Source organism: Pinibacter soli (assembly GCF_029961145.1).
Classification (GTDB): Bacteria; Bacteroidota; Bacteroidia; order Chitinophagales; family Chitinophagaceae; genus Pinibacter; species Pinibacter soli.
Genome location: NZ_JASBRG010000007.1, coordinates 2,310,532 through 2,323,948 on the forward strand (window position 1 = coordinate 2,310,532; position 13,417 = coordinate 2,323,948).

Sequence of the window (13,417 nt, forward strand, 5' to 3'; positions counted from 1 at the left end):
ATATTACATGATAAAAATTTAAAATAAATTTCCACATTATAGCGTGTGTTGCAACTTTAAAAATGGCCTTTTATTTGTAAGATAGTTCGTTACAACAACTGTAAAATGAGCACCCGCAAAAAGTATCCTGCTAACCAACCCAACGATGGAGCGACCGAAACTTTATCACCTGTAGCAAACGGCACAGCCAGCAAGAAGAAAAGCACTGCAAAAATCACCGATGATTTACTGAGCGATGAATTGGATACACGGCAGTTGCTTCAAGTACTTTCCGAAGCAAAGGGCGGTAATTTCAGTGTAAGAATGCCTGTTGACAAAGTAGGTGTAAACGGAAAAATATGCGACACTGTTAATGAAATTCTTTCGCTTAACGAATTGCTGGTGGAAGAACTTTTACTGGCAAGAAATACCATTGGTAAGGAAGGCAAACTCAATCACCGCGTGGAACTTCCGCGTGCGGCGCGTGGTTCATGGAACACAGCGGTCGATTCTATCAATACATTGATCTCCGATCTTGTACATCCCACCATTGAGATTGCACATGTTATCAGCTCTGTGGCAAAAGGAAATTTGTCACAGGAAATGCCATTGCAAATCGGCAATCACCGCTTGCAGGGCGAGTTTGCGCGCATTGCCACAGAAGTAAACGGAATGGTGAAACAGCTTAACCTCTTTTCAATGGAGGTTACACGTGTTGCCCGTGAAGTAGGTTCTGAAGGTAAACTCGGTGGGCAAGCGAAAGTAAAAGATGTAGCGGGTGTGTGGAAAGACCTTACCGATTCTGTAAACCAGATGGCAGGTAATCTTACGGCGCAGGTGCGTAACATTGCGGACGTAACTACCGCTGTGGCGAAAGGAGATCTATCCAAAAAAATTACGGTAGATGTAGAAGGAGAAATACTTGAATTGAAAAACACCATCAATACAATGGTGGATCAGTTGAACTCATTTTCGTCTGAGGTTACCCGTGTGGCTCGTGAAGTAGGTACAGATGGAAAGCTTGGTGGACAGGCCGAGGTAAAAGGCGTTGCCGGTACCTGGAAAGATTTGACAGATTCCGTAAACCAGATGGCTTCTAACCTGACGGGCCAGGTGCGTAATATCGCAGAGGTAACAACCGCAGTGGCGCGTGGTGACCTGTCAAGAAAAATTACAGTGGACGTAAAAGGAGAAATTCTTGAATTAAAGAATACGATCAACACAATGGTGGATCAGCTGAACTCTTTCTCCTCTGAGGTTACGCGTATGGCTCGCGAAGTGGGATCGGAAGGAAAGCTCGGCGGACAGGCAACGGTAAAAGGCGTTGGTGGTGTGTGGAAAGATTTAACAGAATCTGTAAACCAGATGGGATCGAACCTTACGGCGCAAGTACGAAACATCGCGGAGGTAACAACAGCGGTGGCAAATGGTGACTTGTCAAGAAAAATTACCGTGGATGTAAAAGGAGAAATTCTTGAATTGAAAAACACCATCAACACGATGGTGGACCAGTTGAACTCATTCGCATCTGAGGTAACCCGCGTGGCACTTGAAGTAGGTACGGAAGGTAAATTGGGCGGACAGGCAAAAGTTCAAGGAGTTGGTGGCACATGGAAAGATTTGACAGACTCTGTAAATCAGATGGCATCTAATCTTACTGCACAGGTGCGTAACATCGCAGAAGTAACAACGGCGGTTGCGAACGGTGACCTTTCTAAAAAAATTACAGTAGACGTAGAAGGAGAAATTCTCGAACTGAAAAAAACCATTAACACGATGGTGGATCAGTTGAACTCTTTTGCATCTGAGGTAACCCGCGTGGCACTTGAGGTGGGTACAGAAGGTAAACTTGGCGGACAGGCGAAAGTACAAGGCGTGGGTGGTACATGGAAAGACTTGACAGAGTCTGTAAACCAGATGGGATCAAACCTTACTGCGCAGGTGCGTAACATTGCCGAGGTAACAACCGCGGTTGCGAAAGGTGATCTGTCAAGAAAAATTACCGTGGATGTAAAAGGAGAAATTCTTGAATTGAAAAACACCATCAACACGATGGTGGATCAGTTGAATTCATTCGGTTCTGAGGTAACGCGTGTGGCGCTGGAAGTAGGTTCTGAAGGTAGACTCGGCGGACAGGCGCAGGTAAAAGGCGTCGAAGGTCTGTGGAAAGATCTGACCGACTCAGTAAATATCATGGCGTCTAACCTTACATCGCAGGTGCGTAACATTGCCGAAGTAACAACAGCGGTTGCGAATGGTGACCTTTCCCGGAAAATTGAAGTGGATGTAAAGGGAGAAATCCTCGAACTTAAAAATACAATCAACACGATGGTGGATCAGCTGCGTGCATTCGCATCTGAGGTAACCCGTGTGGCGCGTGAAGTAGGTACAGATGGTAAGCTGGGTGGACAAGCAAACGTACCCGGCGTGGGTGGTACATGGAAGGACTTAACTGACTCAGTGAACCAAATGGCCGGCAACCTTACTGACCAGGTGCGTAACATTGCTGATGTGGCAATTGCCGTGGCGAATGGCGATATGTCGCGAAAAATCACGGTGGACGTACGCGGAGAAATTCTACAATTGAAAGAAACACTGAACACGATGGTGGATCAATTGCGTGCGTTTGCATCCGAAGTAACGCGTGTGGCACGTGAGGTGGGTACAGATGGTAAACTCGGTGGACAGGCTTTCGTACCGGGCGTTGCGGGTACATGGAAGGACTTGACCGACTCAGTAAATCAGATGACGGGTAACCTTACATCTCAAGTACGTAACATCGCAGAAGTGACCAAAGCCGTGGCTTCCGGGGATTTATCGAAGAAAGTAACGATCGACGTAAAAGGTGAAATCTTCGACTTGAAAAACACCATCAACACGATGGTTGATCAGTTGAACTCATTTGCTTACGAGGTAACGCGTGTGGCACGTGAGGTAGGAACAGAAGGTAAGCTGGGCGGACAGGCGGACGTACAGGGCGTTGCAGGTACATGGAAAGATTTGACAGACTCTGTAAACATGATGGCCTCTAACCTTACCAACCAGGTACGTGGTATTGCAAAAGTTGTAACAGCTGTTGCAACAGGTAATCTGAAACAAAAACTGTCGATCGTATCACGTGGTGAGGTCGCGCAGTTAACAGATACGATCAATGAAATGATTGATACACTTGCCGTGTTTGGCGATCAGGTAACAAACGTTGCCCGCGAGGTTGGTGTTGAAGGCAGATTGGGCGGACAGTCAAGCGTACCGGGCGCTTCCGGCATTTGGAAGAACCTTACGGAAAACGTAAACCAGTTGGCCGAAAACTTAACCACACAGGTGCGTGCGATCTCAGCTGTGGCTTCTGCGGTAACGAAAGGTGATCTTACACAGATGATTCGAGTGGAAGCGAAAGGTGAAGTAGAAGAATTGAAAGACACCATTAACCAAATGATCGCGAACCTGAAGCAAACAACATTGCGTAATCAGGAACAAGACTGGTTGAAATCGAACCTTGCTAAGTTCACGCAAATGTTGCAAGGGCAAAAAGATCTGAACACTGTAACACGACGCATCCTTTCTGAATTGGCACAAGTTGTAAACGCACAGAAAGGTATGTTCTACATTTTGGAACAGGATGAAAATCTTCAAAATCAAAAATTAAAACTCTTCGCTGCTTATGCATATGGTGATGAAGTAAGCATCTCAAGGGAGTTTGATCTTGGTCAGGGCTTGGTTGGCCAGTGCGCTGTTGACAAAGAAAGAATTTTGTTAACAAACGTCCCTAACAACTACAGCAAAATTGGTTCGGGCCTGGGACAGGCGAATCCAGTGAATTTGATTGTATTGCCTGTATTGTTTGAAACAGAGATCAAGGCTGTTATTGAACTTGCCTCTTTCGACACATTTAGCCAAACCCACCTTGACTTTTTAAGCCAGTTAACAGAAAGTATCGGTATCGTATTGAACACCATTGAAGCGAACTCACGTACAGAGGATCTGCTGGAACAATCACAATCCTTGACTGATGAGTTAAGAAGAACGAATGAAGAGTTGCAGGATAAAGCTCACCTTCTGGTAAAACAAAAAGAAGAAGTGGAAGCGAAAAACAAAGAGGTGGAAGAAGCAAGAAGATCACTGGAAGAAAAAGCAGAACAATTACAGCTTACATCAAAATACAAATCGGAATTCCTTGCAAACATGTCGCATGAGTTGAGAACACCACTTAACTCACTACTCATTCTTGCACAGCAATTGTATGAGAACCATGAAGGCAACCTGAATGAAAAGCAGGTGCGCTACGCAAAAACCATTCACAGTTGCGGTGATGATCTCATCCAATTGATCAACGATATTCTTGACCTTTCTAAAATCGAATCCGGTTATATTTCTACAGACTTTATCAACCTGCGATTCAATGCAGTTATATCATTTGTGGAAACAACGTTCAAGCACATCTCCGAAAGCAAGAGTTTACGATTCAGCATTGAAATGGATGAAAAGCTTCCTGCAAGCCTTGAAACTGACGCACAGCGTCTTAACCAGATCCTTAAAAACTTATTGTCAAACGCATTTAAGTTTACCGAAAAAGGAGAAGTTAAGCTACGCATTTACGAAGCAAGGAAAAACTGGAAACACGGCATGATGCCAAGCCTTGACAATGCTGACGGAGTAGTTGCATTTGAAATCAAAGACACAGGTATTGGTATATCAAAAGATAAACAGAACATCATCTTCGAAGCGTTCCAGCAAGCAGAAGGTTCTACTAGCCGCAAATATGGAGGTACGGGTTTAGGACTTTCCATCAGCCGTGGTCTCGCTGATCTGTTAGGTGGTTCCATTGAACTGGAAAGTGAAGCAGGCGCGGGAAGTACGTTTACACTCTTCTTGCCTATCAGCTACAATCCTACTACTATCAAAAAAGATAAACAGACAAGCCGTACGGTTAGTGAGTATAAATTACCGGAAGCCATTGATGGTACCATTCACTCTGTACCAACGATAAAAGTTGCGGAAACGAAAGATCTGGATGTCCTCAATGAAATCATAAATGACATCGGCGATGACAGAAACAACATCACAAGTACTGACAAAGTGGTATTGGTGGTTGAAGATGATATCCGTTTTGCAAAGATCATGATGGAGAAAGCACACGAAATGGATATCAAAGTAATTGTTGCTACAAGCTTTGGCGAGGTACTCGATTTGACAAATAAATATAGCCCTATTGCAGTTACACTGGATGTAAAGCTGCCTGATGCAAGCGGTTGGCGCATTCTTGATCTTTTTAAAAATGACATCAACTTCAAACACATTCCGGTACATTTAATTTCAGGTGAAGAAAACAGATTGCTGGCTATGCAGAGAGGTGCGAAAAGCTTCAATCTGAAACCACTCAAGGCAGAAGTGTTAACTATTTTGTTCGAGGATATTATTGAACACAATGAACGCAAACAAAAACGTGTTTTGGTAGTAGAGGATAACGAGCTTGACTCTTCACAAATTGCCAAAATACTTGATAATGGAGATTTGCTGAATATTGAAGTAGAATCCAGCGGCATGCGGGCATTGGAGTTGATCAGGAACAATTCTTATGATTGCATCATTGTTGACTACATGCTTCCTGATATTGGCGGACTGGAATTTGTAACTGAAATATACACGATCAATAAACACAACTTAACGCCGATAATTATTTATTCCGCAAAAGATTTTTCACCCTCAGAACGTCTGAAACTTAAGCAATATGCCAATAAAGTTTTGCTGAAAAACGTAAACACACTGGATGTGTTGCTGGAAGAATCGGTGCTGTGGCTGCATATAAATCACAAAGATCTTTTGCCGGAAAAACAAAAATTGATAGAGGACCTTCGGTCGAAAAAAGACATTCTGTCCAATAAAAAAGTTCTCGTAGTAGATGATGACGTTAGAAACCTGTTTGCGTTGACCACCGCATTCGAGCGATACAATATCAACACAATAACTGCAGAAAGTGGTAAAGAGGCGATGCACATCTTAAGTGAAAACAACGACATCGATATTGTGTTGATGGACATCATGATGCCGGAGATGGATGGTTATGAAACCACGCAAAAAATAAGACGTGAACACAAAAACAACACATTGCCGATCATAGCCGTTACCGCAAAGGCCATGAAAGGTGACAGAGAAAAATGTCTTGAAGCAGGAGCATCTGATTATATAACCAAGCCTGTAAAAATTGATCAGTTATTGTCGCTGATGAGAGTATGGTTGTATAAATAATTAAAAATTCAGTATCGTTTAGTTAAACTGTTTTAATAAAAAGAAACCTATTACAACATTTGACACCTAACATTAAAATATTAGTTGTAGATGATCGTGAGGACAATCTGCTTTCCATAGAAACCATTTTGGAAAGGGAAAACTATACAATTGTAAAAGCAAATTCGGGTAAGGCTGCCTTAAAGATCCTGCTTACACAACATGATTTTTCCCTGATCCTGATGGACGTTCAAATGCCCGACATGAACGGATTGGAAACAGCTTCCTTGATTTTTCAGCGCGACAAGTTGAAGAACATTCCCATCATCTTTATCACGGCACACAGTCACGAAGAAGAAGCTATTTACAAGGGTTATAAACTTGGTGCGGTGGATTTCATATACAAGCCCGTTAACCCGGAACTGCTTCGTCTTAAAGTTGGTTTGTTCGCAGAACTATTCCGCAAAACGCAGCAGCTTATTGCGCATGAGCAAAAACTCTTGAATACAAATGCATATTTACAAAGAGAGATTGAAGAGCGACTTGCCTCTGAGCAAAAGGTTATGCATTTGAACATGGAGCTGCAACAGAATAACGTCCATCTGAAATCCATCAACGAGGAACTTGACCGCTTTGCCTATGTAGCCTCCCACGACTTGCAGGAGCCACTGCGAAAAATAAAATTATTCAGCGATCTGCTTTTACAGAAAAAAGGATCACCGGAGGATATGGATAAATACCTGTCGAAAATAAAAACGTCGACAGATCGCATGCATCAACTGGTAAATGATTTGTTGCAGTTTTCGCGCCATCATGTTGATGACAACGACTTTGTTGAAGCCAACCTGAATAATGTTGTTAAGGAAGCGATTGTTGAACTGGAAATGCAGATCAATCAAAGCAATGCAAACATCGTTATTGATCAACTGCCGTCTGCCTTGATTATTCCTTCATTAATGCGACGTGTGTTTTATAACGTTATCAGCAATGCCCTGAAGTTTAAGAAAAAAGAAGAACCTCCGTTGATACACATTCATGCACAAACGCATTGCTCGCTTGACATAAACGGAAGCAAAAATGGCAAATCATCTTACTGCAAAATATTCATTACAGATAATGGCATTGGTTTCGATAAAAAATACGCTGATGATATCTTCGTAGTATTTAAGAGACTACACAGTTACCATGAAATTGAAGGAACAGGCATAGGCTTATCCATCTGCAAAAAAATAATGGACCGCCACAACGGCCAAATCTTCGCTACGAGTGAGCTCGGACAAGGCTCGGTGTTTACAATTGCCATTCCGGAGAGAAAATAATAACTGAGTAACTATGCTCTGCAGGCTTGTAGCCTTGCAGCTCTATTCTATGGTCTTTGACGATAACCAATTGCCAGAGGCAACAAAATAATCCTGCAAAGCTACAAGCCCCGAGCAGAGAATCACTGATTAACTGAATAATCTTTTGGTCTAACATTTAAACCCTTCATTTACTCAGTTATTTTCAATGATGCTGCAGCTCTTGCACCTTATTCTGAAGGAACGTCAACAACTCCTTGTCTTCCCAAATGCCATTGTATTTTTCTCCGTTCACAAAAAATCCCGGAGTGCCATTTACACCACTTCTCAGCCCACTTTCAAAATCTATATCTACTCTATCGGAATAGTTGCTACTATTAAAATCTTTTTCAAACTGATCCATATCAAGCCCCAGCGACTCTGCATAGCCCATCAGATCTTCATAATTCAGGCTATCCTGATTTTCAAAAATGATATCATGCATTTCCCAAAACTTTCCCTGTGCACCTGCTGCTTCTGCTGCAGTAGCTGCCATTCTCGCATCTGGGTGAACCTCTGTTAATGGGAAGTTGCGAAAAACAAATTTCAGGTTATCTCCCATTTTCTTTTGGATCTTCTTGATGATGGGATAGGCGCGTCCGCAATGAGGACATTGATAATCGCCATATTCAACCAATTCTACAGATGCGTTTACATTGCCTTGAATATGATCGTTGCTGGTAACATCAGGTCTTAACTTTGACATAGATAAACTTTTTATTTTTTACTATTCATTTCATCAAGAGCATCCATAATGCCGTCTGCTCCGGGGTTTATGCCAACTGGCGATAAATATTTCCATCTAACATAACCTTCTTCATCTAATACGTACAGAGCACGTTTACTTTCGCCCGTTGTATCGTCATACACACCGTAGAGTTTTGATACGGCGCCCTTGGGTTCAAAGTCAGAGAGTAACGGAAAATGCAAATTTCTATCTTTGCTAAATGCAAGATGGCACCATTTGCTGTCCACTGAAATGCCAATCAGGTCAGCATTTTGCTTGTGAAAAAATTTCAACATTTCATTATATAAACTCATTTGATCGCCGCACACCGGACTCCAATCGGCAGGATAAAAAGCCAGAATTACTCTTTTACCTTTTAACTGATTCAATTCGATCCGCTGATCGGGTGTTGTAAACAATGAAAAATCAGGTGCTTTTGTTCCTACTTCCAGCATGTTAAGTTTTTAAACATTAATAAATATTGTTATGCAAAATAATTTCGTTTGTACGTGCTCCTTCTATTTTCGTATAACAATGTTTTCCGGGAAAAGTTAATGGGAACGGATGCAGAATATCAATCCCTTCTGGGCCACTAATGTTGTGCCGTACAAGAGAATTGATTGTTGTGAAAATATTAATTGTTTGGGATGGGTGCCGCCCCCCAGAACGGAGGCGCATTACATTCGCGTGCCCGTAGAGACGCATGCAATGCGTCTCTACGAGAGTGCAGGGTTGTTGATTTTTCGACACAACCGGCCGGTGAATCAGGGCGAATGCAATTCGCCTCTGGTACCGAAAATTATTTCAACAAATCATTAACGGCCATGTGAACGCCCTCAAAATTGAACGATGCAATCTGTGCCTTCATCATTTTTTCTATTTGATCATTGCACAAATTGCCAATGCTGCCTTCATGCGTATGGTTCACGTGTGTTGAATACTGGTAATTATTGTTCTCAATATCCAACCCAATTTTTTTATACGCATCACGGAAGGGAATTCCCTGCAGCACAAGTTTGTTCACTTCTTCTACGCTAAACAGAAATTTGTATTTCTCATCTGCGAGAATATCTTTTTTCACTTCAATATTGCTCAGCATCAAACCTGCCATTTCAATGCAATCCTTCAATGTCTTGAACGCCTCGAACAAATGCTCTTTCAGCAGTTGCAGATCTCTGTGGTAACCAGAAGGAAGATTTGTGGTCATCATCATGATCTCGTTTGGCAAAGCTTTTATTCGATTGCAGTGCGAACGGATCAATTCGAATACATCAGGATTCTTCTTGTGCGGCATAATGCTGCTACCGGTCGTAAGCTCTGCAGGGAAACTTACAAACCCAAAATTCTGATTCAGGAAAAGGCAGGCATCCATGCTTAATCTAGCCAATGTATCTGCAACATTTGCCAATGCCATTGCAACAATTCTTTCTGCTTTGCCGCGCCCCATTTGTGCATACACAACATTGTAATTAAGGTCAGCAAAACCCAAAAGCTTTGTTGTAAGCGTTCTGTTGATGGGAAATGAAGAACCATAACCAGCCGCAGAGCCCAGCGGATTTTTGTTTACAATTTCGTATGCGGCTTTCAACACGTTCATGTCATCCACCAGCCCTTCTGCATATGCGCCAAACCACAACCCGAAAGAAGAAGGCATGGCAAGCTGCAAATGCGTGTAGCCAGGCAATAAATCGTTTTTGTACTTCTCGCTTTGTTTTATCAGCAATTCAAAAAACGGAACAATTGTGTTGACAACCTGCTCCAGTTCGTCACGCATAAACAACTTCACATCCACCAAAACCTGGTCGTTTCTGCTGCGTGCAGAGTGAATTTTCTTGCCCGTGTCACCAAGTTTTTCAGTGAGTAAAAATTCTATTTGCGAATGCACATCTTCAATGTTATCAAGAATTGAAAATGGTGTTGCGCTATCGGGAGAAGTGGTTTTGTAAATATTTTTTAACTCTGTAACTAAGTCGTCCACTTCATCGTTTGTAAGCAACCCAATTGTTGCGAGCATTTTTGCATGTGCAATATTTCCCAGCACGTCGTGCTTCGCCATCATCACGTCGAATTCGCGATCTCTACCTACTGTAAAGTTTTCAACTTCCTTAAGCGACGCAATATTTTTTTGCCAGAGCTTCATGATCTTATGATTATTTTTTTCACCACTAAGGCACTAAGGACACAAGATACACTAAGGGTTTCTCTTAGTGAAACTTAGTGTCCTTAGTGTCTTAGTGGTTATTTTAAAAGCCAGCACAGCCGGCGACTATTTTACCACTTTTTCAACCAACTGTATATATAGATCGATTCCGTTTTTAATTTCATCGAGATAAATATACTCATCTGCAGTATGACTTCTTGCACTATCACCAGGTCCCATTTTCAAAGTTGGGAAAGGCATTAACGCTTTGTCTGAAGTTGTTGGCGAACCATAATAACCTCTGCCCAGTGCAATACCTGCCTTTACCAAAGGATGCTCCAAAGAAATCGATGTTGATTTCATTCTTGTAGTACGAGGCTTGTATTGGCTTTGCAGATTATTTTTCAGTGCATCCAATATTTCCTCGAAAGTGTACAATTCATTCACACGTACATCGATCACAAATTTGCATTGTGCAGGAACTACATTGTGCTGTTTGTTCTCTGTTTCAATAACAGTAACCGTCATGCGGGATTCACCCAACAGGTCGCTTACCTTTTCGAATTTATAGTTGCGAATCCAATTGATGTCTTCAAGCGCTTTGTACAAGGCATTTTCACCTTCATTTCTTGCAGCGTGTCCTGCGCGACCTTGTGCTGTGCAATCAATTACCATCAAGCCGCGTTCTGCAACCGCCATTTCCATTTTGGTTGGTTCGCCCACAATACCGAAATCGATATTCCCTAAATAAGGCAATACCAATTCAATGCCGTTTACGCCGCTGATTTCTTCTTCTGCACTTGCTGCAAAAACAACGTTGTGATTAATATCTTTTCTATTGTAAAAATGAAGGAACGTAGCCATCAAGGACACAAGGCATCCGCCCGCATCGTTGCTGCCAAGACCAAACAATTTTCCATCTTTTACTACAGGGGTGAAAGGATCGAGTGTATAACCCTTATTGGGCTTCACAGTGTCGTGGTGAGAGTTTAATAACACTGAGGGTTTTGAAACATCGTAGTGCAAATTCTTTGCGTACACATTGTTTCCTACTCTTGCGAACGGCACGTTGTTATCTGTAAAAAACTGCGTTATCAATTCTGCGGTATCATTTTCTTCTTTTGAAAATGATGGCGTGCTGATCAGTTCTTTCAACAAGGCGATCGCTTTCTCCGATAATTGTTCTACTGAGTTATTCATGTAAAATTGTTGTTCCGGCATTGCCATTAAGAATGTGATGTAATTGTTCAGCTTTACCGATGATCACTCTCGTTACGCCACTGTTTAAAGCTGTAAAGGCATTATCAAGTTTTGGGATCATACCGGCAAAGATGAGTTGCTTTTCCTTAAGTTCTTTGTATGATGCTGGATTGATGGTTTTAATAACCGTACTATCATCGTTTGCATCAAGCAATACTCCGCTTTTCTCAAATGAATAAACCAGGTCCACTTTGTAAATGCTACTCAGCGCTTTCGCAGTTTCCTGCGCTATTGTATCAGCATTTGTGTTTAGTAGTTGTCCCTTACCATCTTGTGTAATCGGCGCTAAGACAACTGCTATATTTTGTTCTAATAAACTCTTTAGTAAGCCAGTGTTCACCTCATCTACATCTCCTACAAAACCATAATCAATAGTTGGGTGAACCCTTTTGTGTGCCTTTATCACATTGCCATCTGCACCGCTCAGGCCAATTGCATTGCATTTGTTCGCCTGTAGTTGTGCAACGATATTTTTGTTGATAGCGCCTGCGTAAACCATTGTTACGATCTTCAATGTCTCTGCGTCAGTGATCCTTCTTCCGTCAATCATCTGTTGCTCTACACCCAGCTGTGCAGCCAGTTTCGTTGCTAGTTTTCCTCCGCCATGTACCAATATCTTTTTTCCTTCAATTGCTGCAAAGTCCTTCAGGAATGCAGACAATTTAGCTTCATCGTCGATAATGTTCCCACCAATCTTTATTACAACCAATTTCTCCATAGCGTTAGTTTTGAAATGTGCGAGCTGAATTAATTACGATTCAAGCCCATGCTTTATGCTTTTGCCCCTAATATTTCCGCTATCACTGCTTGTGCTGCCCACACGCGATTCGCAGCTTCTTGTGTAACGATACTATTTGGGCTGTCCAGCACTTCGTCACTTAGTTCAACGTTTCTTCTCACAGGCAAACAGTGCATCACTTTCGCGTTGTTTGTCAAAGCAATCTTCTCATTGTCCAACATCCAGCGAGGATCGTTTTCATATATTTTACCGTAGTCAGTATAAGTGCTCCAATTTTTTACATACACAAAGTCGGCATCTTTCAATGCTTCATCCTGGTTGTGTGTAATGGTGGCCCCCTTTGTGAACTCTTCAGACAGTTCGTAATCTTCAGGATGTGTGATCACAAAATCCGCTTCGCCCCATGCATTCACCCATTGCGCGAAGCTGTTTGCAACGCATTGTGGCAAAGGCTTTACGTGTGGCGCCCATGTGAGCACTATCTTTGGCTTGCGGGTAATTTTTTGCGCTTGCAAACTTTCCTTTATAGTAATGATGTCCGTTAAAGATTGTAATGGGTGCAGAGTGGCACTTTCCAGGCTGATCACTGGTACACCGGCATATTTCATGAACTGCGTAATGTACAACTCGCTGTAATCATCTTCTTTATTTTTCAATGAAGGAAATGTGCGAATGCAAAGAATGTCAAAATAACTTCCCAGGATTGGCGCTGCATCTTTCACGTGTTCTACTGTGTTGCCACTCATAATGGCGCCTTCTTCAAATTCCAGCGCCCAACCTTCTTTATCTACATTGAACACAATAGCTTCCATACCCAAATTTTTCGCAGCTACCTGGGTACTCAGGCGCGTACGCAAACTTGGATTCAGAAACAATAATCCAATGCGCTTATCCTTTCCAAGAGATTGCGACATTAAAGGGTTGGCTTTAAAAGCAAGTGCTTTTTTTACCAAAGCGTTGATGTCTGTAACATCGTGAACGGAGATGAAATTTTTCATTCTTTGTGTAAA

Annotated in this window: 8 protein-coding genes; 2 read left to right on the plus strand and 6 right to left on the minus strand. The window is 42.2% G+C overall.

Going from position 1 to position 13,417, the window contains the following annotated elements; translation table 11 throughout:
* Positions 1-105 precede the first annotated feature (105 nt).
* Together QJ048_RS19740 and QJ048_RS19745 are read left to right on the plus strand one after the other, a co-directional pair.
* The gene (locus QJ048_RS19740; RefSeq protein ID WP_282336153.1) at positions 106-6,225 is read left to right on the plus strand and encodes a HAMP domain-containing protein; all 6,120 of its coding nucleotides are present in this window, start codon (positions 106-108) and stop codon (positions 6,223-6,225) included.
* Positions 6,226-6,284: 59 nt separating this feature from the next.
* Positions 6,285-7,523 carry a sensor histidine kinase gene (locus QJ048_RS19745; RefSeq protein WP_282336154.1) on the plus strand — a complete coding sequence of 413 codons (1,239 nt, stop codon included), beginning with the start codon at positions 6,285-6,287 and terminating at the stop codon, positions 7,521-7,523.
* Positions 7,524-7,707: 184 nt separating this feature from the next.
* On the opposite strand, the gene QJ048_RS19750 is transcribed toward QJ048_RS19745, so the two are convergent.
* The 6 genes from QJ048_RS19750 to QJ048_RS19775 all read right to left on the minus strand — a co-directional run bounded on the left by QJ048_RS19750 (position 7,708) and on the right by QJ048_RS19775 (position 13,405).
* Positions 7,708-8,247, minus strand: coding sequence for a DsbA family protein (locus QJ048_RS19750; protein WP_282336155.1), 540 nt, complete (start codon positions 8,245-8,247; stop codon positions 7,708-7,710).
* Between the two features lie 11 nt (positions 8,248-8,258).
* Positions 8,259-8,723 carry a redoxin domain-containing protein gene (locus QJ048_RS19755; protein WP_282336156.1) on the minus strand — a complete coding sequence of 155 codons (465 nt, stop codon included), beginning with the start codon at positions 8,721-8,723 and terminating at the stop codon, positions 8,259-8,261.
* 344 nt (positions 8,724-9,067) lie between these two features.
* Positions 9,068-10,408: an argininosuccinate lyase gene (gene argH, locus QJ048_RS19760; RefSeq protein WP_282336157.1), complete on the minus strand. Its 1,341-nt coding sequence runs from the start codon at positions 10,406-10,408 to the stop codon at positions 9,068-9,070.
* 126 nt (positions 10,409-10,534) lie between these two features.
* Positions 10,535-11,608 (minus strand): M20 family metallo-hydrolase, encoded by a 1,074-nt coding sequence (locus QJ048_RS19765; protein ID WP_282336158.1) that lies wholly within the window; start codon positions 11,606-11,608, stop codon positions 10,535-10,537.
* Positions 11,601-12,386 carry an acetylglutamate kinase gene (gene argB / locus QJ048_RS19770; RefSeq protein ID WP_282336159.1) on the minus strand — a complete coding sequence of 262 codons (786 nt, stop codon included), beginning with the start codon at positions 12,384-12,386 and terminating at the stop codon, positions 11,601-11,603. The genes QJ048_RS19765 and argB overlap by 8 nt, the downstream gene beginning before the upstream one ends.
* Before the next feature lie 53 nt (positions 12,387-12,439).
* A complete protein-coding gene (locus tag QJ048_RS19775; protein ID WP_282336160.1) occupies positions 12,440-13,405 on the minus strand; it encodes an N-acetylornithine carbamoyltransferase in 966 nt (321 codons plus the stop codon).
* Between the last annotated feature and the right edge of the window lie 12 nt (positions 13,406-13,417).

What these genes read in the sequence shown, in the direction of transcription:
- QJ048_RS19740 (WP_282336153.1), top strand. Translation starts at nt 106, where the DNA reads ATGAGCACCCGCAAAAAGTATCCTGCTAACCAACCCAACGATGGAGCG.
- QJ048_RS19750 (WP_282336155.1), bottom strand. Translation starts at nt 8,247, where the DNA reads ATGTCAAAGTTAAGACCTGATGTTACCAGCAACGATCATATTCAAGGC.
- argH (WP_282336157.1), bottom strand. Translation starts at nt 10,408, where the DNA reads ATGAAGCTCTGGCAAAAAAATATTGCGTCGCTTAAGGAAGTTGAAAAC.
- QJ048_RS19755 (WP_282336156.1), bottom strand. Translation starts at nt 8,723, where the DNA reads ATGCTGGAAGTAGGAACAAAAGCACCTGATTTTTCATTGTTTACAACA.
- QJ048_RS19765 (WP_282336158.1), bottom strand. Translation starts at nt 11,608, where the DNA reads ATGAATAACTCAGTAGAACAATTATCGGAGAAAGCGATCGCCTTGTTG.
- QJ048_RS19775 (WP_282336160.1), bottom strand. Translation starts at nt 13,405, where the DNA reads ATGAAAAATTTCATCTCCGTTCACGATGTTACAGACATCAACGCTTTG.
- argB (WP_282336159.1), bottom strand. Translation starts at nt 12,386, where the DNA reads ATGGAGAAATTGGTTGTAATAAAGATTGGTGGGAACATTATCGACGAT.